Origin of the sequence: Halobacillus salinus, from assembly GCF_004684905.1 — a bacterium.
In the GTDB taxonomy this organism is placed as follows: domain Bacteria; phylum Bacillota; class Bacilli; order Bacillales; family Halobacillaceae; genus Halobacillus; species Halobacillus salinus.
Map to the genome: position 1 here is coordinate 1,662,987 of NZ_SRJC01000001.1, position 21,796 is coordinate 1,684,782.

25 protein-coding genes are annotated in these 21,796 nt (G+C 42.1%); 11 read left to right on the top strand and 14 right to left on the bottom strand.

Annotated elements, in window-relative coordinates:
- Positions 1-20 precede the first annotated feature (20 nt).
- Together moaA and E4663_RS09025 are read right to left on the bottom strand one after the other, a co-directional pair.
- On the bottom strand, positions 21-1,043 hold the full coding sequence (gene moaA / locus E4663_RS09020) for a GTP 3',8-cyclase MoaA (protein ID WP_135327331.1): 1,023 nt from the start codon (positions 1,041-1,043) through the stop codon (positions 21-23).
- 10 nt (positions 1,044-1,053) lie between these two features.
- Positions 1,054-2,355: a molybdopterin molybdotransferase MoeA gene (locus tag E4663_RS09025; protein WP_241657138.1), complete on the bottom strand. Its 1,302-nt coding sequence runs from the start codon at positions 2,353-2,355 to the stop codon at positions 1,054-1,056.
- 96 nt (positions 2,356-2,451) lie between these two features.
- Between E4663_RS09025 and E4663_RS09030 the strand changes: the two genes are divergently transcribed.
- Positions 2,452-3,804 carry a dihydrolipoyl dehydrogenase family protein gene (locus E4663_RS09030; RefSeq protein ID WP_158290463.1) on the top strand — a complete coding sequence of 451 codons (1,353 nt, stop codon included), beginning with the start codon at positions 2,452-2,454 and terminating at the stop codon, positions 3,802-3,804.
- Between the two features lie 36 nt (positions 3,805-3,840).
- Here the strand turns inward: E4663_RS09030 and E4663_RS20255 are convergent, their stop codons facing one another.
- The 3 genes from E4663_RS20255 to E4663_RS09035 all read right to left on the bottom strand — a co-directional run bounded on the left by E4663_RS20255 (position 3,841) and on the right by E4663_RS09035 (position 5,116).
- Positions 3,841-3,975, bottom strand: a complete 135-nt coding sequence (locus tag E4663_RS20255; RefSeq protein ID WP_277752104.1) for a hypothetical protein — start codon at positions 3,973-3,975, stop codon at positions 3,841-3,843.
- A gap of 97 nt (positions 3,976-4,072) precedes the next feature.
- The gene (locus E4663_RS19760) at positions 4,073-4,210 is read right to left on the bottom strand and encodes a hypothetical protein (protein ID WP_158290464.1); all 138 of its coding nucleotides are present in this window, start codon (positions 4,208-4,210) and stop codon (positions 4,073-4,075) included.
- Positions 4,211-4,585: 375 nt separating this feature from the next.
- Positions 4,586-5,116: an HD domain-containing protein gene (locus E4663_RS09035; RefSeq protein WP_135327333.1), complete on the bottom strand. Its 531-nt coding sequence runs from the start codon at positions 5,114-5,116 to the stop codon at positions 4,586-4,588.
- Positions 5,117-5,234: 118 nt separating this feature from the next.
- Between E4663_RS09035 and E4663_RS09040 the strand changes: the two genes are divergently transcribed.
- From E4663_RS09040 to E4663_RS19950, 3 genes are all read left to right on the top strand, one after another.
- Complete coding sequence (locus tag E4663_RS09040; RefSeq protein WP_135327599.1) at positions 5,235-5,984, top strand: SDR family NAD(P)-dependent oxidoreductase; 750 nt, start codon at positions 5,235-5,237, stop codon at positions 5,982-5,984.
- 81 nt (positions 5,985-6,065) lie between these two features.
- Complete coding sequence (locus E4663_RS09045; protein WP_241657139.1) at positions 6,066-6,398, top strand: hypothetical protein; 333 nt, start codon at positions 6,066-6,068, stop codon at positions 6,396-6,398.
- A gap of 24 nt (positions 6,399-6,422) precedes the next feature.
- Positions 6,423-6,599: a hypothetical protein gene (locus E4663_RS19950; RefSeq protein WP_168927333.1), complete on the top strand. Its 177-nt coding sequence runs from the start codon at positions 6,423-6,425 to the stop codon at positions 6,597-6,599.
- A gap of 247 nt (positions 6,600-6,846) precedes the next feature.
- Here the strand turns inward: E4663_RS19950 and corA are convergent, their stop codons facing one another.
- Positions 6,847-7,797: a magnesium/cobalt transporter CorA gene (gene corA, locus E4663_RS09050; protein WP_135327335.1), complete on the bottom strand. Its 951-nt coding sequence runs from the start codon at positions 7,795-7,797 to the stop codon at positions 6,847-6,849.
- Between the two features lie 131 nt (positions 7,798-7,928).
- On the opposite strand from corA, the gene E4663_RS09055 reads away from it, so the two are divergent.
- Entirely contained in the window at positions 7,929-8,495 is a 567-nt protein-coding gene (locus E4663_RS09055) for a GNAT family N-acetyltransferase (RefSeq protein WP_135327336.1), read from the top strand.
- Positions 8,496-8,550: 55 nt separating this feature from the next.
- On the opposite strand, the gene E4663_RS09060 is transcribed toward E4663_RS09055, so the two are convergent.
- Both E4663_RS09060 and E4663_RS09065 read right to left on the bottom strand, forming a co-directional pair.
- Positions 8,551-9,477, bottom strand: a complete 927-nt coding sequence (locus E4663_RS09060) for a manganese-dependent inorganic pyrophosphatase (RefSeq protein ID WP_135327337.1) — start codon at positions 9,475-9,477, stop codon at positions 8,551-8,553.
- Between the two features lie 89 nt (positions 9,478-9,566).
- Positions 9,567-9,842, bottom strand: coding sequence for a hypothetical protein (locus tag E4663_RS09065; RefSeq protein WP_135327338.1), 276 nt, complete (start codon positions 9,840-9,842; stop codon positions 9,567-9,569).
- Between the two features lie 293 nt (positions 9,843-10,135).
- Between E4663_RS09065 and glnA the strand changes: the two genes are divergently transcribed.
- The gene (gene glnA, locus E4663_RS09070; protein ID WP_079480499.1) at positions 10,136-11,446 is read left to right on the top strand and encodes a type I glutamate--ammonia ligase; all 1,311 of its coding nucleotides are present in this window, start codon (positions 10,136-10,138) and stop codon (positions 11,444-11,446) included.
- 48 nt (positions 11,447-11,494) lie between these two features.
- Here the strand turns inward: glnA and rsgA are convergent, their stop codons facing one another.
- The 3 genes from rsgA to E4663_RS09085 all read right to left on the bottom strand — a co-directional run bounded on the left by rsgA (position 11,495) and on the right by E4663_RS09085 (position 14,410).
- Positions 11,495-12,508: a ribosome small subunit-dependent GTPase A gene (rsgA, locus tag E4663_RS09075; RefSeq protein WP_135327339.1), complete on the bottom strand. Its 1,014-nt coding sequence runs from the start codon at positions 12,506-12,508 to the stop codon at positions 11,495-11,497.
- A gap of 169 nt (positions 12,509-12,677) precedes the next feature.
- Positions 12,678-13,457, bottom strand: coding sequence for an ABC transporter permease (locus E4663_RS09080; RefSeq protein ID WP_135327340.1), 780 nt, complete (start codon positions 13,455-13,457; stop codon positions 12,678-12,680).
- Complete coding sequence (locus E4663_RS09085; RefSeq protein ID WP_079480502.1) at positions 13,457-14,410, bottom strand: ATP-binding cassette domain-containing protein; 954 nt, start codon at positions 14,408-14,410, stop codon at positions 13,457-13,459. The genes E4663_RS09080 and E4663_RS09085 overlap by 1 nt, the downstream gene beginning before the upstream one ends.
- 232 nt (positions 14,411-14,642) lie before the next feature.
- Between E4663_RS09085 and E4663_RS09090 the strand changes: the two genes are divergently transcribed.
- Positions 14,643-14,879, top strand: a complete 237-nt coding sequence (locus tag E4663_RS09090) for a hypothetical protein (RefSeq protein ID WP_079480503.1) — start codon at positions 14,643-14,645, stop codon at positions 14,877-14,879.
- Positions 14,880-14,885: 6 nt separating this feature from the next.
- Here the strand turns inward: E4663_RS09090 and E4663_RS09095 are convergent, their stop codons facing one another.
- Positions 14,886-15,233: a hypothetical protein gene (locus tag E4663_RS09095; RefSeq protein WP_206663480.1), complete on the bottom strand. Its 348-nt coding sequence runs from the start codon at positions 15,231-15,233 to the stop codon at positions 14,886-14,888.
- 151 nt (positions 15,234-15,384) lie between these two features.
- Between E4663_RS09095 and E4663_RS09100 the strand changes: the two genes are divergently transcribed.
- From E4663_RS09100 to E4663_RS09115, 4 genes are all read left to right on the top strand, one after another.
- Positions 15,385-16,080: a hypothetical protein gene (locus E4663_RS09100; RefSeq protein ID WP_135327342.1), complete on the top strand. Its 696-nt coding sequence runs from the start codon at positions 15,385-15,387 to the stop codon at positions 16,078-16,080.
- 11 nt (positions 16,081-16,091) lie between these two features.
- Entirely contained in the window at positions 16,092-16,829 is a 738-nt protein-coding gene (nfsA, locus tag E4663_RS09105; RefSeq protein WP_135327343.1) for an oxygen-insensitive NADPH nitroreductase, read from the top strand.
- Between the two features lie 16 nt (positions 16,830-16,845).
- On the top strand, positions 16,846-17,562 hold the full coding sequence (locus E4663_RS09110; protein WP_135327344.1) for an NAD-dependent protein deacylase: 717 nt from the start codon (positions 16,846-16,848) through the stop codon (positions 17,560-17,562).
- A gap of 102 nt (positions 17,563-17,664) precedes the next feature.
- Entirely contained in the window at positions 17,665-17,985 is a 321-nt protein-coding gene (locus tag E4663_RS09115) for a hypothetical protein (protein WP_135327345.1), read from the top strand.
- A gap of 55 nt (positions 17,986-18,040) precedes the next feature.
- Here the strand turns inward: E4663_RS09115 and E4663_RS09120 are convergent, their stop codons facing one another.
- Together E4663_RS09120 and E4663_RS09125 are read right to left on the bottom strand one after the other, a co-directional pair.
- The gene (locus E4663_RS09120) at positions 18,041-19,258 is read right to left on the bottom strand and encodes a cation:proton antiporter (RefSeq protein WP_135327346.1); all 1,218 of its coding nucleotides are present in this window, start codon (positions 19,256-19,258) and stop codon (positions 18,041-18,043) included.
- A 124-nt stretch (positions 19,259-19,382) separates the two neighbouring features.
- Positions 19,383-21,770, bottom strand: a complete 2,388-nt coding sequence (locus tag E4663_RS09125; protein WP_135327347.1) for a penicillin acylase family protein — start codon at positions 21,768-21,770, stop codon at positions 19,383-19,385.
- Positions 21,771-21,796: the final 26 nt, after the last annotated feature.

Consider the following 21,796-nt stretch of genomic DNA (forward strand, 5'->3'; position numbering starts at 1 on the left):
CACTGACCCCGGGACTTACATCAACCTCCGATATAGGACATTTCGATTTTCTTTTTAGGGGAAGGTTTACCAGCGGCCCTGTCAACAGAATACTGATCTTTACGACCTATCCAAATCGATCGAATAGTCTCGACTATCTGTGAATCACTCGCTCCATCTCTCAAGTTCTTTCTGATATCATAACCATCCGAAGCGAACAGACAGGTGAACAGTTTACCGTCTGCGGACAACCGCACACGTGTACAACTACTGCAGAAAGCATCCGTCACAGAAGAGATCAAACCAATCTCTCCTTCTCCATCTATGTACCGGTAATTAGAAGCGACTTCGCCGAAATATGCTGGATCTACAGGTTCTAAAGGCATCTCAGCATTGATCTTTTCCACAATTTCCTTCTTGGAGACAACTTCATTCATCTTCCATCCATTGTGATTCCCGACATCCATGAACTCGATGAATCTAAGTCTTGCACCAGTCCCTTTAAAGTAACGGGCCATCGGCAGGATTTGACTCTCATTCATTCCCTTTTTGACAACCATATTTATTTTTATATTCAGTCCCGCTTTTCTTGCTGCTTCAATCCCCTTCAAAACAGGAGCCGTTTTTATTCCTCGTCCGTTCGTCTCCTTGAACACATCATCTTCAATTGCGTCCAAGCTAATATTGACTCGGTCTAAACCAGCTTCCTTCAATTTAGCCGCTTGTCTGACGAGGAAGACAGCATTCGTTGTGACTGCTATATCCTTAATACCTTCTATTTCTTTTATTTGAGAGATCAGAAGGTGCAGGTCTTTTCTCATCAAAGGTTCTCCACCCGTTATACGAATTTTCTCGACTCCGAATTGAGCAAACACTTTGACCAGCCTGATAATCTCGTCGAAGCTCAGCAACTGATCTTTTGGCATAAATGCATAATCGTCTCCGAAAATTTCTTTAGGCATACAATATGTACAACGAAAATTACATTTATCTATCACTGATATTCTTAAATCTTTCATCGGCCTTTGCAATTGATCTACAAGCGTTTCAGCCAACTTCACCACACCTTTCTATCTAAAAATGGCTTTGTCCATCCATTTCTTCGAGACAAATGGCTTCCACTACATCCCCTTGTTGATAACCTCTTGTTCCTCCCCTAAGCTGAATAAGTACATTCGTTTCAGCTAAAGAGCTTACAACAGCTGATTTATCTATGCCAGAAGGATGTACATACACATTCCCTTCATGATAAGAAATAAACCCTCTTACAAAACGGGTGAACGGGTTAGGTTTCTTGAAGTCCTTTCCTAATGTTGCCTGGACCCTCTTGTGGAAGGGACGGCTTCTCCCCAAGAAAGACTGGATTATGGGATAAGTAAACAACTCAAATCCTACATAACAAGCAGAAGGATTACCCGAAAGCCCGAATAGCAGCTTCTCATCCTTCCTCGCAACGGTCGTCACACTCCCCGGCCTCATTGCAACCTTATTAAATAGCACTTCTGCCTCAAGTTTGTCGTATATGTCCGGCATAAGATCATAATCCCCTACAGATACGCCTCCTGTAGTAATGAGGCAGTCCACTTGATCAAGAGCCTCTTCCACGGCCTGATAACATAGATCAAAATTGTCCTCGAGTTTTCCAAAATAGATGCCAGTCCCACCTGCACGCTCTATCTGAGACATAACCATATAAGCATTGGAGTTTCTGATCTTCCCAGGCTGCAATGGTTCGTCTACATCGAGCAGCTCTGTGCCAGTTGCAAATACTCCGATTTTAGGTTTCACGTACACTTGGACCTCTCCATATCCGAATGTGGCTAATAATGCTTGTATGCCAGGATTGATTACTTCCCCTTTTTTCACAAGGATTTCTTGCTCTTTGGTTTCAGATCCGGTCGGGATAATGTTTTGCTGAGGAGAAAGGGGACGTTTCAGCGTTACCCACTCCTCCATGTCCCTTTGATAAGGTTGGCAGATTTCGAACATTGCAACACAATCTGCCCCTCCCGGTATCTCCGCACCAGTCATGATTCGAATAGCTTCCCCTTTATTCACAGCTCTAGATGCCCGGTGTCCAGCCGGAACGGTTTCGATCACTCGGAATTGACCAGGTTCCTCACGCGTAAGGTTCCTTGTATCTTCGGATCGGAAGGCGAACCCATCGTACGGTGATTTGTCAAAAGGAGGTACAGGATGAGTGGCCACTACATCCTCTGCTAAAACACGGTGAAAAGACTGCTCGAGTTTCACCTTCTCTACTCGCTTATCTACTTTTGTATTCAAGACGTCTTCTACTGCTTTGGAAACCGGAATTGGCGTTCTATGTAAATTCAATTCTCTCATGCCCTTCTGTAAAGTCCTTTTATTGAACATAACGGAATTATCCTCCTTTTTCAAAGGTTTCGAATGGTTTCTTAAGTACATAATATGGGTAGAATTTAATTACTGATTATAGAAAGGATGGGACTAATGACAAGTACATATGATCTAATCGTCATCGGATCTGGACCCGCAGGAGGCCGTGCGGCTAATCAAGCAAGAAAGAAAGGATGGAAAGTCGCCATAGTGGAAGAGCGTGAATTTGGGGGTACATGTCCGAACAGAGGATGCGATCCAAAAAAAGTCCTCGTCGGCATATCCGAGATCTATGATAATGCTCAACGAGTAATGGGGTCTGGTCTAAAAGGAGAGGTTCATTTAGATTGGCAGGAACTAAAAACGTTTAAAGATAAATTTGTAGAACCAGTATCGCCATCGATTGAAGAATCCTTGAAGAACGAGGGAATCGATACGTTTAAGGGAAAGGCAGTTTTTCAAGATGCAAAGACGATATCAGTAGGCGACCAGACCTTAGCGGGACAGAAGATCATCATTGCTACAGGAGCTAAACCAGCCACTCTTCCAGTTGAAGGTGGAGACCTTTTAACGACAAGCGATGAATTCTTCGAGCTAGAAGAGCTTCCTGATCGAATACTTTTCGTAGGAGGAGGGTATATCTCATTTGAGTTTGCCCACTTATGCGCAAGGCTCGGCAAAGACGTAATCATCCTGCACAGAGGCAGAAACGTTTTAGAGTCTTTCGACCACGAAATGACCAATAAACTAATTGAATTGACGAAAGATCTTGGAGTCGATATACATGTTGGTACAGAAGTAACTGCCATTGAGAAAGCACAGGATGGGGGTTACCGATTGAATGTTAAGAAATTCGACCACGAACATGAATTCAAGGCGGATCTCGTAGTACATGGCGGAGGACGCTCACCTAACGTTGACGGAATGCAGCTTGACAAAGCAGGTATTGAACTTGGGGAAAAAGGTATTAAAGTAAATGATTTCTACCAAACTCAATCCCATTCACATATCTATGCGGTTGGTGATGTTGCTGAAAACGGCCAGCCACCTCTGACACCTGTTGCCGGAGAGGAAGTCCGGCGATTGCTTCAACACCTGTTTGAGGAAGAGGAAATTAGTCCTGTAAACACCCCCGTACCCTCTGTCGTGTTCACCTATCCTAAGCTTGCAAAGGTTGGGTTAACTCAACAAGAAGCCAGTTCCCAAAACATTCCTTATGAGGTGCAGTCTAAGAATATCGCTTCTTTCTTCTCTTATAAACGCACGAACGAAAATGGAGCGTATGTCAAAATACTTACGAACCCATTAACGAATGAAATAATAGGAGCACACCTACTCACCAGTTCGGCTGAGCACCTAATTAACATATTCGCATTAGCGATGAAGAAAAAAATGACTAAACAAGAGTTATCATCTTTCCTATGGGCTTACCCTTCAGAAGAAAGTGATATCCCAAGCTTCTTCTAACGGAAACAAGCCCCCGAGATTCGGGGGCTTGTTTTTTTAAATAAAATGACTCTTGATTCTCGACGCTTCTATCTGCCGTTCAATGGCTCTCATCTTTTTCAGTTGTCTGCCTCTTGTTTCTTCCGATGCTTTTTGAAAAGTGACGACAAATAGGATGAAATTCAGCTTCATGACAGCTCCTCCTTCTTCCAGCTAATCCGTATCCTTCTCCACATTCAACCAATTCATAAATTCAATTCTGCGATTTTCATTCATCGTTCACACCCCCCTACATTAATTGGTTCATGGAAGATTTCCTATCTAACCATCGGTCTTCCGCGGTCGGACGGTACCCAGGCAATGGTGCACATTTCCTTACCCTTCTCCTTGAGATGCGTATAGTGAAAATTAAAAATTGGATCGTCATATTGATCACCTCCTAAATAGTGTGTTTATATCACAAAAGAGTAAATATACTCTCTCATTGCACAATAAAAAACCACAGGGGACTCCTGTGGCTTGAGTGATTCAGTACTACTCCATAAAAAAGCCACAGGATTACATTACGTTCCACCTGCAGCAATTATGAGTACATATTTTCATTGTATCCGAACTTTATGAATAAATGATTACCGTACTAGCGCAGGTCGATATGCAGTTCATTGAAGTGTTCATGTTCATGTTTTTCATTTTTTCGACCTCGCTTTCCTAGTAATTTTTTCTTACACTGGAAATTATATAGAAACATTTTCCTAATGTAAAGCCATTTTTGAAATAAAAGATGTTTTCCAAGAATCATGCTTCAAGATACGTCATTTTCGTAGTCTGCCTGGTCCACTTCCAGATCAAGCTGATGCAAGATTCTTATTGCTTCACTCTTATCCATTTGTTTGTAATGGTGTAACCCACCAGGCTGCTCATCCTTCTCATCAGCCAATCGAACCACCTCTTGGAGAGGTGTCCTTTTCCCATTCAATTCAAATGGCAGATAGCTATCTGTATGCAATAAGACAGCCAGTGAAACTTCCTTCGCGACGGTTCTATCCTCACCGAGCCTGATCAATAACTTATGTGCGCGCTCTGCACCTTTTATAGCATGGATATCATGCTTACGGTATTCTTCATAGTCCCACTTACCGTCTCGGTACCATTCATAATGCCCCATATCGTGCAGCAAGGCGGACTTCGTTGCCAGGTCGGGATCTACGCCTGCCTCGACAGCCATCTCCAGAGCGTAACCAGCGACGGTGACCGCGTGATGAATGCCGGATCTTTGGAGATACTTCTGAGTAATCCGATGTTTGAACACGTCCACTAGTGTAACTTTCCGCATACGATCACCTCCAAGTTTGAAAGAATCATATCATGTTCCTGTTACCTTCACAAGCAATGTAGACAAGAGGTTTACGTTCAAACCCTGTAAGGAAAATACAGGAGAAGGAGGAATGTTCATGGACCACTCTAAAGAAGTCGTACTCATTACCGGAGCTAGCAACGGCATTGGAAAAGGTTTATCACTAGCCTATGCAAAAAGGGGAGCTAAGGTTATTGGTTGTGATATAGATGAAGAAAATGGCAGGAAATTATCCAAAGAAGCAAACGAATTATCGGGTACCTTTCTATTTTATCCCTGTGATGTTTCCAATCCGCAAGCTATCTCACAGCTAATCAAGCAATTGGAGACTGATCATCAGATTCCGACCATTTTAATAAACAATGCTGGGATAAGCGAATTCAAGAACATATTTGAATCCTGGGTTGAGGACTGGGACGAAATAATAAACACCAACTTGCGCAGTGTATTCTTATTTTCTAAGTTAACGAGCAGCCTTTGGAAAGGAATGCAGATCAAAGGTAGGATCATTAATATTGCCTCGACCAGAGCCAGCATGTCAGAACCGAATTCTGAAGGATATGCTGCCAGCAAAGGAGGCATAATTGCCCTGACTCACGCACTTGCTGCATCCCTCACCTCTTACGATATTAGAGTTAATTCCATAAGCCCAGGTTGGATCCATACAGGCGACCTTAGCGAATTAAGAAATGTAGATCACGAACAACATTTATCAAACCGAGTAGGACGAGTGGAAGACATCGCGAAGGCAGCCTTTTACTTAGCAGATGCCGAGAATGACTTTGTGAATGGCGAAAATATTGTGGTGGACGGGGGCATGACAAGGAAGATGATTTACGAGCATTAAAATAAAGCCGGTTTAGTATAAGTTTTGTACGGGTAACAGTATTGTAACAAAACATTAACAATCACTGTGGAGGCGAATAATTTGAAAGAGCTTTACTCGTATCAAATTGAATTCCACCAGCCTTTAACAACGAATCAGATTTTGAAGCTCCATAAACTGATTGGGTCCAATAATCTTCAAATGTACTTACATCAGAGACAATCCATTGCTGATGCTGGTCATTTCCCGAAGCTATTATCTTTCTTCTTATTAATGGATCTAGACCAGCCCGTTATTTTGATCATAGATGGGGAAAATGTAGAAACTGTTTTTGCAGAGGTAGAAGATTCTTGGAAAGATCGGGTGGAACAAACAAGATGCCGTAAGCGGTACACCGAATCAATGATGAGCGATCAAACTTCTATAGTTGTATAATATTTGTACAAGAGGTGAATAGACATGAAAGAAGATCGTGATGTGGACATAGAGAAACAAGACCGTGATATTGAAGTAAAGGAAAAGAAAACCGATTCCAGTAAGGTCGGCGTAGCAGCTATCAAATACATTACCTATTTAATTATCTTCTTCGGTATCCTATGGTTCCTCATTAATTATGTCTTCGGAAGACTACTTTAACTAGAAACGACCAAGCCTATGCTTGGTCGTTTTTTCTGTATAACCAAACTGGAACAAGCCATTACTTCGTACGTCTATCTGACACGATTTGCGACAGTTCAAATTCGTTGATCACACCCATTCACTCCCCTTTTGTAAGTTACCTTTATCATAGCTTCCTGGGAAAAATCCTCCCACAGCCAAGAGAGTGAATATGAATCAGTCTTAAGAACGAAAAAACCTCCTCCCTATATAAGGAGGAGGTCTTTCAATCGAACCAACCTTTGTTTTTAAACCAACGATACATTCCGAACGCAATACCAATCATTATAGCCCATACACCAAAATAGCCGAATTCCCATTGTAGTTCTGGCATATTTCGAAAGTTCATTCCATAAATTCCTACGATAAACGTGAGAGGCATAAAGATCACAGATATTACCGTCAGAATCTGCATAGTGCGGTTCGTCTGGTGTGAGTTTAAGGAAAGGTAGCTATCCCTAATGTCCTGGGTCATTTCCCTATTAGAAGCAATGATATCTGCAACCTTGATCAAGTGATCGTGGATATCAGCAAAGTATTCCCTTCTTTCTCTTACACCATCCAGGTGGTGGGTGTTAAGAATCCGGTAAAGTAAGTCCCTCATCGGATGAACGGTCTGTCTCAAAGTCAACAACTCACTTCTCCGATCGAAAAGTTCGTCAAGAAGCCGCTCCATAGATAGGTTCTTTGTATTATCCTCGATTTCGTTAATATGGTCCTCAATCCGATAAACGATCGGGAAATAATTATCAACCACTTTGTCTAAGATTTGATGGAGAATAAAATACTCATCCACCTCTTCCTTATGCCTACTTTTGAATAACATTTGTCTTGCCGTTTCAAGAGACCGGGCAGGCTTCTTATGGAAAGTAACAATGTAGCACTCTCCTAAGAATATGTTAATCTCTTCCCTTTCCAACGTTTTCGGATGAATGGAATGAATGACAAAAAATGTGTGGTCATCATAATAGTCTAATTTAGGACGTTGCAATTCATGTAGACAGTCCTCTACAGCTAGAGGGTGGAAATGAAAGAAGCTCTCTAACAGCTCCACTTCTCCGCTAGTGGGAGATTCAAAGTCAACCCAATACCAATCCCACTCCTTCTCTGACAGCTGCTTGAGAGAAAGATCATCTTGCAGCCCATTACCTTTCGAATAAGCAGCTACCTTTATCATGCAATCACCCTTTTCTTATGTAAGTTTACTTTTTTCACTATACCCTACCATACACTATCAAAAACTTTGTGTGCTATGAACATAGATCCATATGTTAAAATATAGGGAGAATGCGTCAAAGGAGATTCAAAATGGCAAAGACAGTCACCAATTTAAAAGGGGTCAGAGTTGTACTTAGAACGATCGAAGATGATGATATTCCAGCCCTTTGGAAAATGATCTACCAAGACGAACCGGAGTGGAAGAAGTGGGACGCGCCTTATTATCCGCTTGAACCTCATACACTAGATAGTTATAGAAGCCATGAATATGCGAGACAGCAACGATTAGCCTTCGGAGAGCCTGACTCACGGTTAATCATTGAAGTCGACGGTCACGTCATCGGTACGGTAACGTATTATTGGGAACACAAGCCTTCTCTTTGGTTAGAAGTAGGAATTGGCATTTACGACTCGGACTACTGGAACGGCGGTTACGGAACGGAGGCCCTTTCATTATGGATAGACCACCTTTTTCAAATACTCCCCTTAGCTAGAGTAGGGCTGACAACTTGGTCTAGGAACGAGAGAATGATGAGAGTAGCTGAAAAGTTAGGAATGAAAATGGAAGGAAGACTTCGTAAAACAAGACTATATGAAGGAGAGTATTATGACTCCATTCGTATGGGGATCTTAAGAGAAGAATGGAACTTTGGATGACCCTTTCCTTTCCCATAAAAAAGCGATCACCAGCAATTGGTGACCGCTTTTTTTATTATGCAAAATGTTGATTAAGAGGTGGAACGATTTGTTTCTTACGGGAAACGACGCCTTCAAGAACGGCTTGATTTCCATCCAATGTCACACCAAAAGCTTCTTCAACCGCAGTTGCTGCTTGTCCCAATGAAAGTACGGTGGAATCATTTTCGAGAATATCTGTGATAACCAACAGGAATAGATCAAGCTCTTTACTGGAAATAACAGAGTCGATTGCCTTTTCCAGTTCAGATTGAAGCTTCAGAACGTCACCTGTTTCCACAGTGTTCACCTGAGCGATTTCAACTTTTTTACCGCCCATTTCAAATTCCTTCGCGTCAAGAGAAATCAGTTCCTCTGCACTCTTGTCACTGATATCTGCACCTGCTTTAAGCATGTCCAATCCATACCCTTCAGCATCCACACCAGCGATTTCTGCAAGTTCTTCCGCAGCTTGTCGATCTTCATCTGTACAAGTAGGAGATTTGAACAATAGAGAGTCAGAGATAATAGCAGATAGCATGAGACCAGCCATATCCTTAGGAACTTCTACGCCTTTTTCTTTATACAGTTTATTCAAAATCGTTGCTGTACACCCAACAGGCTCCGCGCGATAGTATAGAGGACCTTTTGTTTCGAAGTTTGCGATTCGGTGGTGATCGATAACTTCCAGAACTTGCACCTCATCAATATCTTCCGCACTTTGTTGGCGCTCGTTATGGTCGACTAGAATAACTTGCTCTACTTCATCAGAAACACGCTCTACCATTTTCGGCGCTTCTACACTGAACTTATCCAATGCAAATTGTGTTTCCCCATTAACTTCACCAAGTCTAACCGCTTCAACATCTTCTCCTAGTTCTTTCTTTAAGTTGGCATATACGAGTGCTGAAGTAATCGTGTCTGTATCTGGATTTTTGTGTCCAAAAATAAATGTTTTACTCATTTCAGTCATCCTTTCTCTTCATAGTATGTAGCCGTAACAGCTTTCACAGACACGATTATAAAGGAAAATTAGTTCTACGTCCATCTTTCTCAGTGTTTCCTATAGGTTATTTGCTTAACGTAAAGGGAAGTAATAATGATGTACCCTAATATAATCTGCGAAACGACTCCTACCGCTCCATTTGTAACCATGTAAGAGGGAAGTACGGACTCTACTCGGATGATATAAGGAACACTTATCAAATACAGAACCGGTACACCGAAAAGGATCATCCTTTTCCACTCCACTCGAAATTCTGCCGAGTTGTCCCATGCCAAAATACAACCAACAGGAATATAGATAAGCTGGTGAATCGTTACATACATCATCAAATTGAAAGAATGGTCCCCCACCTTCCACTGCGATTCTAGAAACGATATAACAAATAGGTAAACAGACAGAGTTATTCCCTTCTTATAAGAGTGCGCTCTCATAGCCAATCCCCTTCTTTCTATGAAAAAGTTATATTCTATGATTACTAGGTTTATTATCAAAAAATTCGGGAAATGATAAAAAGATGTTTGGAATCCGCTACACATTATGTTAGAATTCCTTACATAGAAACAATAAGAAAGACGAACTATCGTTTTTCAAAATACATTTAAAGAGAGGGTCTTGTATGACACATACCAAGGAAACGATTAAGCAGCAAGTTCAAGAAAACAATGTTGAGTTCATTCTACTAGAATTTACAGACATGCTTGGAGACACGAAGAACGTAGAACTTCCTATTGAGGAACTAGATATGGTCCTTAATAATGAAGCAATGTTCGACAGTTCTTCCATCTCTGGATTTTCTGCGATTCAAGAAAGCGATATGTATCTTGTTCCAGACTTAGATACATTCTTAGTATTGCCATCCCAAATCGAAGAGGATCGCAGTGTTCGTTTCATTTGTGACATTTATAAACCAGATGGAACTCCATTTGAAGGAGACCCACGATATATTCTTAAACGTGCGATGCAAGAAGCGGAAGACATGGGCTATACGGTAAACGTAGGTCCTGAACCTGAATTCTTCCTATTTAAATTGAACGAAGATGGTTATCCAATCAGCAAGATGAATGACCGCGGTGGTTACTTCGATTCTTCACCAAAGGATAAAGGAGATAAAGTCCGCCGAGATATCGTTCGTACACTGAAGAAGTATGGTTTCGAAATGGAAGCTTCCCACCACGAAGTAGCGATGGGTCAACATGAGATCAACTTCCGTTTTGACAACATGCTGAAAACAGCTGATAACATTCAAACATTCAAGAACGTTGTAAAAGATATCGCGACGAATCATGACTATCATGCTACATTCATGCCTAAACCGATTGCAGGCGAGAACGGTTCCGGTATGCACTGTCACCTCTCTCTATTCAAAGACGGAGACAGCGTGTTCTATGATGAAGACGCAGAAGATGGCGTATCTAAGACAATGAAACACTTTATCGCCGGCATTCTACACCACGCTAGTGCCATTGCTGCCATCACGAACCCTAACGTTAACTCATACAAACGTCTAGTGCCTGGTTATGAAGCTCCGGTCAGCGTAGCTTGGTCACACTCTAACCGTAGTTGTATGATGCGTGTTCCAACTACTCGCGGTAAAGGTACTCGTTTCGAAGTTCGTAACCCGGACCCAACAGCGAACCCTTACTTGACACTAGCTGTATTGATCCAAGCAGGACTGGAAGGAATTCGTAATGAGCTAGATGCTGGTAAAGCAGAAAGCCGTAACCTTTACGAAGTAGAAGATGACAGTGTACCAACACTTCCTACTAACCTAAAAGAAGCGATTAACGCTCTGAAGAAAGACGAAGTCCTTCTGAATGCACTTGGTGATCACACTTCCGAACAGTACATCTGTGCAAAAGAAGAAGAGTGGACAGAGTATTCACTGATTGTTAGTAAGTGGGAAATTGAGAAATATATGAACAAGTAATGACCAACCAAAAAAGAGCATTCTCAAGTACTTGAGAATGCTCTTTTTTCATTGTATTTTATTCGGGCCATGCAGCATTCGATTGGTCCTTTGTGTTCCATACTTTTCTTTTAATGCCAACCGCTTCAGTTCACGCTTCAATTTACGATAGTTATTCAAACGCTCCTCTTCGAGCTCACCGTCATTAATTGCACGTCTCACTGCGCAACCTGGCTCCGTTTCATGCTGACAATCACGAAACTTACATTGTTTCTGTAGCTGATCGATATCCAAGAACGTTTGATCGATGGTAGATTCCTCGCCCCATAGCTGCATTTCCCTCATGCCTGGTGTATCGATAAGAAACGCCCCATCCAATAACCTGAAAAGTTCACGATGAGTCGTAGTATGCCTGCCACGATGGTCTTGAGCTCTCACCTCTTGCGTTTCTTGAGCGTGCTCACTCAGTAGATGGTTGATGAGAGTGGATTTACCGACGCCTGAAGAACCAATCAAAACAACCGTCTCGTATTCGTTCCACTCTTGAACTAACGCATCCACCCCTTCCCCTTCTATTGTATTCAAACAATGAACAGGGACTCCTGGGGCAACTCTTTCTACTTCATACATTCTCTGGTTCACTTGAGTGCATAGATCTTTCTTTGTGCAAACAATAACCGGTCTCGCACCGCTCTCATATACTTGCTGCACATATCGCTCTATCCTTCGTACGTTAAACTCTTTCGTTAACGAAGTGACCACCAGTACTACATCTACATTCGCTACCATGACTTGTTCATCCAGTCCTGGCCCTGCTTTTTTACGTGAGAGCAACGTCTTTCTGTTCAGCACGCGATCAACGATGGCAGGTCCTTGGTTTTCCCTTTGATAAACAACCCAGTCGCCTACAGCAGGGTAGTCTTTCGATTCTTCAGCCCTATGATAAAAACGCCCTGGTATCCTTCCTTCTATAGTGCCCGCATCCGTGACAATCGAATAGACACCATGAGCACTGAAGCTAATTCTCCCTACCTGCTCGCCTTTTATCACTTGACTACTGAAAAATTCATTCATTAAATTCATCCGGTTCCTCCTTGGTTTGGAGGACGTTAAGAGATGATGCGTCCTCCTAGTGTAATCATCTTATGGTTTCTGAAATGGTAAGTTTGTTTTGCCATAACACATCAACTCCTAACGTATATAGTGAATTCAGTATAGCATGATAGCGTTCACATGGAAATACTTGTTTCCATCAGCCTCTTGCGACTGCTTTCTTAGCTGAAACAGCAGCGAAGGTAATCGTAATGGCGCACGCAATACCAATAGCAAGAATCCCCTGGATCATTTCACTGAATACCCAGCCATCAATCAAAACACTACGCATACTTTCAAATATATACGTAGTCGGATTAATGGTGGCTGCGATTTTCAACCACTGTGCATCCAACAATTCATAAGGTACGAAAGTTGTACTTAAGAAGATCAACGGGAAAAAGATGAGTGTACCTGACTGAGAGGCTTGAGCGTTTTTCGTTCGGAGCGCAACACCAGCTGAATATCCTGCAAATGCAAGCCCCCATCCGATAGCTATTAATAGGACAAATAAAACGCCTAAAAATCCTGTTTCCACTTTAAGTCCTAATAGGAAGCCGACACAGATGATAAGAATCGTTTGCACCAGTAACTGAAGCATCCCTGCAATAATTGGACCTAATACAATCGCAAGTCTTGATGCCGGGGTAAGTAATAACCTAGAGAAGAATCCATTTTCAATATCTTTGACAATTCCCTGACCAGCTCCACCTGCTCCGCCGATTGCCGCAGAGACTATCGAAACCGGAAGAATGAAAGCTAAGTAATTAGCCCCTTCGAATGTAGGAAGCTCCGCTATACCACTCAATCCAGCTTCATAAACTAACAAAAAGAATGCAGAAATAATCAAGTTGGGTATAAAAGAGAATGGGTTGCGCAATGTTGTCTTTATATTTCGAACGGTAATCAACCAGGTGTCTTTCCATACACTGTTGCCCATTATTCCTCCTCCTTCTGTTCACTCGTGATTTTCAAGAATATATCGTCCAAGGTAGGAGATGACAAATTTACAGACTCCACCTCGATATTTTCTTCATCCAATATACGGACAAGCGTCAGCAATTGCTTAGCACCGTCTTCTACATAACAAGTCAATTTTCCATTTTGATTAATGACTTCACTATCACCTAAATGCTCAGACATTAGCTGTTCAGCATTCAACATATCTTCTTTCGACTTGAAAGTCATAGTGATCAAGTCGTTGCCAATTTGGGCTTTTAGTTCTTTCGGCGTACCAGTTGCAACGATCTCACCTGCATTAATGATGCTAATTCGGTGAGCCAGGGAATCGGCCTCCTCTAAATATTGTGTAGTCAAGAAAATCGTTGTGCCATTTTCTTCGTTCAAGCGTCGCAGTTCTTTCCAAATCGCCATCCGGTTAGAAGGGTCCAAACCAGTAGTCGGTTCATCCAGAAATAGGATTTTAGGTTCATTCACTAATGTAAGCGCAAGATCTAATCTGCGCCGCATACCTCCCGAATAGTTTCCTACCCTTCGTTCTCCATCCTTTGTCAGTTGAACGATGCCGAGAAGTTCTTCTGCTCGTTTTTTCGCTGCTCCTTTATCGAATCCAAATATGTTGGCTTGAAGTTCTAATAGCTCCCTTCCAGTCAAATCAGGGTCTACACCGGTCTCTTGAAGAGCGACACCAATGTAACGCCGCACTTGGTCTGGTTCCCGGATGACATCATGACCAGCAACCAACGCTTTTCCACCGGTAGCATTTATGAGGGTCGTTAAGATTTGAACAGTAGTGGATTTCCCAGCTCCATTAGGACCAAGAAAAGCGAAGAACTCCCCTTCTTCTACTGTAAAAGAGACATCTTTAACTGCTTGCACATTTCCTTTCTTGAACGTTTTCGACAAGTGTTCGACTTCAATCTTTCCATTCATTACTATCACTCCTCTAATATTCGGCATCAGTGTCAGAAAAACTATATTTATAACATACCCCAATCAGAACAGGTTCTCACATATTTTACAATTTGGAGCCCATCCTCGAGTGAAATGTTTAGAAACAATCAATCAGGGTATATAAATATTCTAAGCTACTATACAAAAGATACATAATATGTTAAAGTAGTTAAAATTAAGAATTTTCAGATATTATCAGGAGTGAATCAATATGTTAGCATCAGGAATAGGCGTTCTTATCGTAGTAAGTATTACGCTTGCATTAAGTTACTACACCTTTAGGAACGGATTTTACAAATGGATGGTTCTGGTAGGAATCGTTCACATTAGTACGAGCCCTCTTCTTACCATCTCTGTGGGATCCTTAATACTTGGACTTGGAATCATTCAAGTCTATGTAGGGTTCCTCAATACCAAAAAAAGGATGAAGGTCATGAGACAATTGTAAGATTGTCTACATGATCTTCATCTCTTTTTTAATAAAGAAACACAATGATTCGACGGTTGGAAATGCATCAAATGCACGTCCGAAAATCTCATTTCCATACTTGATCTCTAACCTCCAATATTTTTTGACCAAATCAAACATCTGCCAAAATTTTTCTTCATCGTTCATATACAACTCCCGGAGATCAGTACTAGTATTTAAGTAATCTCCTGGATCCTCATAAGTACCATCCGCCGTTAAGTGGACAAACTGAATAGTAGATAAATACACTTCGTAGATCAGCTTTTTGTTTCTCGCTCTCTCTTTAACAAGTTTCCTGCTTTGATAGAACCTGAAGTCGCACACCTCTCCCATCACGTTCACCTCGCCAAAGTGTAATATTATATATTTCTCCACCAAACGACATTATTCCTCTTTTACTGAATATTTAAATTATTTAAAATGTACTCTTCATCTTGAATCACTAGCTTCCCACCGAGGAAGATGTGATATCCTGATGGTAGAAATGCGGAATCGAGGTATCGTTATGAATAAAATGCTATTTTCATTTGCTATCTGTTTTATTGCATTAGCAGGGTGCCAAGCAGGTCAGGATAACACTTCTTCTACCTCAGAAGTTTTAGAAGAGGCGATCGGAATCGAACAAACTAATGCCAATAAAGAAAATGATGACATAGCCGAAGTGGTTATTGATCAGCACAATTATGATTATTCCTTCTCTGATTACCCCATACTTTCTAGGTATCTGGGGAATTTTAATAAGCCAGTACAAAAACTTCAATCCTTATCTTTCACCCATGTTATAAATGATCAATACATAGTGACCTTCGCTTGTCACCAGGATGATTGCTCCTATCTATTGATAGACTTTGATCAAGCCTCATCCTTTTTGTTAAGTGACTTGAGTGTGCTTACCGAGTACCAACTTTCTCCTGACCAATCTTTTGCAGCTTTCCTGTTTGAACGGAGCACGGAGGACCAAACACCAACGCATCATTTATCTGTTCTGAACCTTGAAACGTTACAACCGGTCGAACTAGAATTGCAAGAAGAGGAACAATTAATTCCAAGGCCGAATCAATTCCAATATCCGATCCGTTCTGTTACTTTTGATACTAATCAAATCATTACTGTAGAATCCGAACCCATTTCTAATTCAGGAGTGAGGGATGTCATCACGACACACTGGATCTATCAATAGGAGGATTATCAATGAACCAGGTTATCGAAACAATACTTGACCATCGCTCTATACGTAAATTCAAAGATATACCGCTGACCGAAGACCAAATCAGTACAATCATAGAGGCTTCTCAACAAGCTTCGACATCGAGTTATATGATGGCCTATAGCATTATTGGTGTCACAGAACAACACAAAAAGGAAGCATTAGCCGAAGTATCGGGACAAAATTATGTGAAAGATAACGGTCATTTACTTGTATTCTGTGCTGACTTCCACCGGGTGACCATCAAGGCTTCGGATGAGGAGTATGAAGATATGCTTCCGAATATAGAGAACAGTGAACATTTTCTTGTCTCTGCTATAGATGCAGCTTTAGCAGCCCAAAATGCTGCTTTAGCAGCAGAATCCATGGGACTAGGCATTTGTTATATCGGCAGCCTGCGCAATAACATAGAAAAGGTAGACCAAGTCCTATCATTACCGAAGCATGTCATTCCATTGTTCGGTCTAGTTATAGGTACTCCCGATCATCGGCCCGACCGCAAGCCTCGTTTGCCGAAAGAAGCTGTCTACTTCGAAAATGAATACAAGTCTTATGAGGAACCATTAGAAACATTCAATTCTACGATTGCTGCCTATTATTTGAATAGAGGAAGTAACAATCGTACTGATTCCTGGACAGACCAAATGCTGCGACGCTTCACACACCCTATGAGAATGGACGTTACAGAATTTGTTCAGCGAAAGGGATTCAATAAACGATAGAAAGAGGAGTTCGGCCATGTACGAAACGATTGCTTTACATTTGAAATCTTGCGAATCCCTTACAGTACTCACGGGAGCTGGGGTATCTACTGCCAGCGGAATACCAGACTTCCGTTCGAGCGAGGGGTTATGGTCAGAGGATGAGTCACGGGAGTTTTATATGTCTGCCGACTATTTTTACCACGACCCTATTGATTTCTGGAAGAAATATAAAGCGATTTTCAGGATGAAATTAGTTCAATCTTATCAACCGAATAGCGTGCACTCCTTCCTTCGGTCTCTTGAAACGGAAGACCGCGAAGTAACCATCATCACCCAGAATGTAGATGGACTTCACACCAAAGCAGGAAACAAAAATGTTATAGAGTACCATGGTAGCTTAAGCGGTGCAACTTGCCCTGATTGTGGGGCAGTCTTTTCACTCGAGCATATCATGTCGGCAGAAACCCCTACTTGTGAGGGATGCGGTGGATATTTAAAGCCGAACGTATTGTTGTTCGGTGATATGATTACGTCTCACGAGATAGCGGAGCAAGTAATCGATCGTTCAGAAGTACTACTTGTGCTTGGCACTTCGTTGCAGGTAACTCCGTTCAATATGCTGCCGTATTATGCAAAAGACCAGACGAAAATTCTCATCAACAACGAACCAACCAATAGTGATCATCAGTTTGACTTTGTCCTTCATGAGAACTTGAGCGAGGCTGTCAAGAACCTACAAAGCTATATGTAAAGCCACTCTGCTGAGTGGCTTTTTTTAAAGGGACAGTTTTATATTTTAAATTTTCGGAACCTTTCACCTTCTAAGTCGTATAAACGGATAGGAGGGATTAGAGTGAAGAAAATTATGATGATTTTATGGACAGTCGCCTTTTTGCTTGCAGTCAATACAGGAATAGCCTGGCTGACTAACTCTGCTTTTATCGATTTCTCATTTTTTCTTGGGTTACTAGTAGCCTTTGCTATCCGCTTTTTCAATTCCGCGGGTGGGCATAGTACGAAAGCCATCGATTTACAGGTTCAATCAAGCACTGGTATTAAACAAGAATCGGAAACTAAAAAGTTCCTGCCCTCGACTGGGTTCTATACATGCTTAGCCTATTCGGCCGTTTCACTCGTCGTCACGTTCTTTTACTACATGGACTATTTTGTATAGAAAGGAGAAAAGGAGGCTCTTGGAAAGCCTCCTTTTTTTCTTAGATTCTCTTTCTTTATTTTGAGGAAAGCCCCAATTTTTTAACGAGAGGTTTAATTGTCAAGCCTTGTACTAGAAGCGAAAATAGTACGACCGAGAATGTTAGCAGTAGCACTTCTTCCCTCCCGTCAAACTCAAGAGGAAGACTGAGAGCTAGTGCAATAGATAGACTTCCTCGAAGCCCACCCCAATTCAATAATAACCTTTCTTTCCTGTTCAGATCTTTCACCCAGCCCGTGCTGATATAAAGGGCAAGCGTCCTTCCTACTAGCACAATCACAATTGCGAAGGCGATAAGTCCCCAGCTGTCAGCAAAGTCAATGTTGCGGATCTCAATCCCGACCATTAGGAAGATAAGGGAATTGGCTAGTAAAGTAATAACATCCCAGAATGTATTGATATTAGTCCTGGTTTCCTTGGACATACCGATTTTGGCACCATAATCTCCAAATACGAATCCAGCCACCACTACTGCAATAACTCCTGAAGTATGGAAGTGTTCAGCAATAAAGTAACTCCCGAAGAATAACAGCGCACTAAAAGCGATTTCTAGCGGATAGTCGTCATAGATCCGGATGACTTGTGAAAAGATAAACCCGATTATGAGCCCGATAACCGCTCCACCTAAGGCAAATTGCAGGAACAAGAGGACCCCACTCCCTAGACCACTCCAGCCCATTTCGATATAAGTCAATAAGTAGATACTTGATATCTTAAATAGAACGACAGCAATACCATCATTGAATAAAGACTCCCCCTCCATTACGGTCGATAACTTTTGAGAGACCCCGAGAGACTTAAAGATGGACAATACACTTATCGGATCTGTCGCACTCATCAATGCTGCGAAAGTGAATGACACAATAAGCGGAAGATCCAGCAAGAAATAGGAAGCTGCACCTATTGTGACGAAGGAAAGAAACGTACCAACAAATGCAAGTCCAATGATAGGCTTCCGTTGATGATACAAATGGTGAAAGGGAAGTTTCAAAGTAGCATCCCCTAATAATATAGGAAGAAACAGTGAAATGACTGTAGCTTGAAAGACTTCTGACTGAGTTATGTAAAACTCCGCTTCTTCAATGTAAGGGAGTTCAGTAAGTCCTAATATCAACCCAACAATTACTAGTGCGATGGAGTATGGCTCTTTTAACAGCTTCGCAATTCCGATGACAGTAACGGAAATAGCGAGCAAGATTAATATCTGAATAAATGCATCATGAAATTCGTGCATGCTTCTCCCTCCTCTTACTTTTTTATATATTGTGGCACAAATAACTATTTTTTACTACTGATACAAACAAGGGAATGTCACGATGGGTATTTCCCATACGTGACATTCCCTTGATTTGGATCGATTATTCTGCGGGAGTGAGCATCAATTCCTGACCAGACGTCTCTTGTAGAGACGTCTCATGATACGCCCCTTCTACCCAGTCATCAAATTGGTCGTGGTACCACGCACTCCGAAAGTGCCCTGACTGACCCGGTCCAACGATATGGTGACCTAACGAAGGTTTCGATAAATCTGATACGAATCTCCATGATGCTCCATGGTCAACGATTCCATCCTCTCCATAACCAGCTGCTCTCACCGTTACCCTACTGCCACTTACAGGCTTTGGTTCTTCCGGGTTGTAGAATCGTTCCAGGAACCCGATACTGGACAATGGATGAGTGAAGGCAACAGCATGTGCATCTCCCCATGTCCAGCGCTCCACGTCCTCTCCGAGGTCTTCTACCCGTTCGCTAATCATTCGGTTAAATGAAGTAGTCATTACTTGTTCGATTCCGCCTGCTTCTGTTATCCAGACAGAGTCCTCCCCTTCTCGCACGTCTCGTAGCAGTTCATCCGTTGTTTGACCAGAACCGTGGAAAAGTCCTCTCATTTCCTCAGGTATTGAACTTTGGTATAGCACATCCTGTATGCTTGAGATCCAAGCGTGAAAAAGCAATGGTTGGGTGAGGTCCTTGTCATCTTCATAATTCCAACCCTCCAATAGACTGACAGCCTCTTCCTCCTGGTGTGATAGATTTTCGCGACTAAGATGACTCAGCATAAACGGTAGAAACTCTTCCGCCTGTAAGTTATGAACGTCCATCTGCATCTCTTGAAAGTCTTCCACTTTCAAATTCTCTTTTCCTTCTAATAACTGTACAATTCGCTCATAACGATAGGGTTGAGCCCAGTTATGGCTGATATGATAAGGGTAATCGTCCCCAACCACTTTATTATTAGCAGTTGCGACAAATCCTTCTTCAGGATTCACTATACTCGGCAATTCATCAAACGGGATATACCCTTTCCACTCATCCTCTTCTTTCCATCCGCGCATTGGTAGCAATGCATCATCAGGATTATCATAAATAGGAATCTGTCCATTCGCCTTGTAAGCGATCGTTCCGTCATTTGAAGCGAATACAAAGTTCTGCGCAGGAGCTAAGAACTTTTCAAGACCCTTTTCGAATTGATTCCAGTTAGTGGACCGATTAATTTCGAGTATCGCTTCTAGTTCTGTCGTTGGATCTAACGCAGTCCAACGTAATGTCATGGATGTGTCTTTTCCACTCTGCTCAGCAAACTCACTTACGATGGGACCATGTCTTGTTTCCGTCACTTCATAGTCAATGGTATCTGCATCTTTGACCTTAATAGGCTCTTTGTGAATGGTCGCTTCTTCCCATTCCTCCTCATAAAGGAACTCATCCGGGTTATCTGGATTCCTTTTTTCTAAATACAACTGCTGCACATCTGGTCCTACGTTCGTTACCCCCCAAGAAATATCACTGTTGTGACCTAGAATGATTCCTGGGATCCCAGCAAAGATGACACCAGAGACATTGTACTCCGGAGATTGTAGATGCATCTGATACCAAATGGAAGGTGTTGCCAACCCCAAATGAGGATCATCAGCAAGTAAAGGTGCACCTGATGATGTACGTTCTCCACTGACTACCCAATTGTTACTTCCATTGAATGCATGAGGAATGACTGCATCCTTGAAACTCGAAGCAACGTCCACCTTACCGACCTCTCCTAAGATGGTTGGAGCCTTTTCCGGATACGTCGGGAATAATTCATAAGCTTTTTCTTCATTAAATTCGGATAATAAGTAATAGTTGAAAGCCTGTCGCTCCCAATGTCCCCCCAAGTCAAAAGCCATATACTTACCAACTGTCAATGAATCGACAGGTTCCCAAGCTTCAGGTTCAATACCCATTAGAGCAAATTCTGGAGGAAGGCGATGATTAGTGCTCGCGTCATTTATATAAGCATTCACTCCATCTGAGAATGCCTCCAATGCATCCATGGACTCCTCTGAATAGCTAGTCAATGATGCTTCCGCTGCCCTACGAAGACCTAGTGTTCGGAAGTATTTATCCTGGTCCACTGTAGCCTCCCCCACCACTTCGCTTAAAGTACCAGACGCCTGTCGTCTTGCTAGCTCCATCTGGAATAACCGGTCTTGGGCTTGAACATACCCTTGAGCAAGAAATAGGTCATGAGCATTCTCCGCTTTGATATGAGGGACACCCTGATCATCTCTCAATACCGTGACCTGCTCCTCCAATCCATTGATCTCTACTTCTCCTTGCACTTGGGGTAATGATCGATTTATGTAAACGTTTACAAAAATTAGCGCTATTGCGATCAACAAAACAACGATACCTACTGATATTAATGCGTACTTCTTCCAAGGCTTCCTCTTTGGACTACGAACCTCAAATTCCTTGGCTGTTTCCATTACTTCGCCCCCTAAATATCTTTTCC

What these genes read in the sequence shown, in the direction of transcription:
- E4663_RS09065 (WP_135327338.1), bottom strand. Translation starts at nt 9,842, where the DNA reads ATGTATGTAACGATTCACCAGCTTATCTATATTCCTGTTGGTTGTATT.
- E4663_RS09040 (WP_135327599.1), top strand. Translation starts at nt 5,235, where the DNA reads ATGGACCACTCTAAAGAAGTCGTACTCATTACCGGAGCTAGCAACGGC.
- E4663_RS09030 (WP_158290463.1), top strand. Translation starts at nt 2,452, where the DNA reads ATGACAAGTACATATGATCTAATCGTCATCGGATCTGGACCCGCAGGA.
- E4663_RS09100 (WP_135327342.1), top strand. Translation starts at nt 15,385, where the DNA reads ATGCGGAATCGAGGTATCGTTATGAATAAAATGCTATTTTCATTTGCT.
- glnA (WP_079480499.1), top strand. Translation starts at nt 10,136, where the DNA reads ATGACACATACCAAGGAAACGATTAAGCAGCAAGTTCAAGAAAACAAT.
- E4663_RS09025 (WP_241657138.1), bottom strand. Translation starts at nt 2,355, where the DNA reads ATGTTCAATAAAAGGACTTTACAGAAGGGCATGAGAGAATTGAATTTA.
- E4663_RS09110 (WP_135327344.1), top strand. Translation starts at nt 16,846, where the DNA reads ATGTACGAAACGATTGCTTTACATTTGAAATCTTGCGAATCCCTTACA.
- E4663_RS09085 (WP_079480502.1), bottom strand. Translation starts at nt 14,410, where the DNA reads ATGAATGGAAAGATTGAAGTCGAACACTTGTCGAAAACGTTCAAGAAA.
- E4663_RS09060 (WP_135327337.1), bottom strand. Translation starts at nt 9,477, where the DNA reads ATGAGTAAAACATTTATTTTTGGACACAAAAATCCAGATACAGACACG.
- E4663_RS09035 (WP_135327333.1), bottom strand. Translation starts at nt 5,116, where the DNA reads ATGCGGAAAGTTACACTAGTGGACGTGTTCAAACATCGGATTACTCAG.
- rsgA (WP_135327339.1), bottom strand. Translation starts at nt 12,508, where the DNA reads ATGAATTTAATGAATGAATTTTTCAGTAGTCAAGTGATAAAAGGCGAG.
- E4663_RS09125 (WP_135327347.1), bottom strand. Translation starts at nt 21,770, where the DNA reads ATGGAAACAGCCAAGGAATTTGAGGTTCGTAGTCCAAAGAGGAAGCCT.
- E4663_RS09095 (WP_206663480.1), bottom strand. Translation starts at nt 15,233, where the DNA reads ATGGGAGAGGTGTGCGACTTCAGGTTCTATCAAAGCAGGAAACTTGTT.
- E4663_RS09055 (WP_135327336.1), top strand. Translation starts at nt 7,929, where the DNA reads ATGGCAAAGACAGTCACCAATTTAAAAGGGGTCAGAGTTGTACTTAGA.
- E4663_RS20255 (WP_277752104.1), bottom strand. Translation starts at nt 3,975, where the DNA reads ATGAAGCTGAATTTCATCCTATTTGTCGTCACTTTTCAAAAAGCATCG.
- E4663_RS09120 (WP_135327346.1), bottom strand. Translation starts at nt 19,258, where the DNA reads ATGCACGAATTTCATGATGCATTTATTCAGATATTAATCTTGCTCGCT.
- corA (WP_135327335.1), bottom strand. Translation starts at nt 7,797, where the DNA reads ATGATAAAGGTAGCTGCTTATTCGAAAGGTAATGGGCTGCAAGATGAT.
- E4663_RS19760 (WP_158290464.1), bottom strand. Translation starts at nt 4,210, where the DNA reads ATGACGATCCAATTTTTAATTTTCACTATACGCATCTCAAGGAGAAGG.
- E4663_RS19950 (WP_168927333.1), top strand. Translation starts at nt 6,423, where the DNA reads ATGAAAGAAGATCGTGATGTGGACATAGAGAAACAAGACCGTGATATT.
- E4663_RS09080 (WP_135327340.1), bottom strand. Translation starts at nt 13,457, where the DNA reads ATGGGCAACAGTGTATGGAAAGACACCTGGTTGATTACCGTTCGAAAT.
- E4663_RS09090 (WP_079480503.1), top strand. Translation starts at nt 14,643, where the DNA reads ATGTTAGCATCAGGAATAGGCGTTCTTATCGTAGTAAGTATTACGCTT.
- nfsA (WP_135327343.1), top strand. Translation starts at nt 16,092, where the DNA reads ATGAACCAGGTTATCGAAACAATACTTGACCATCGCTCTATACGTAAA.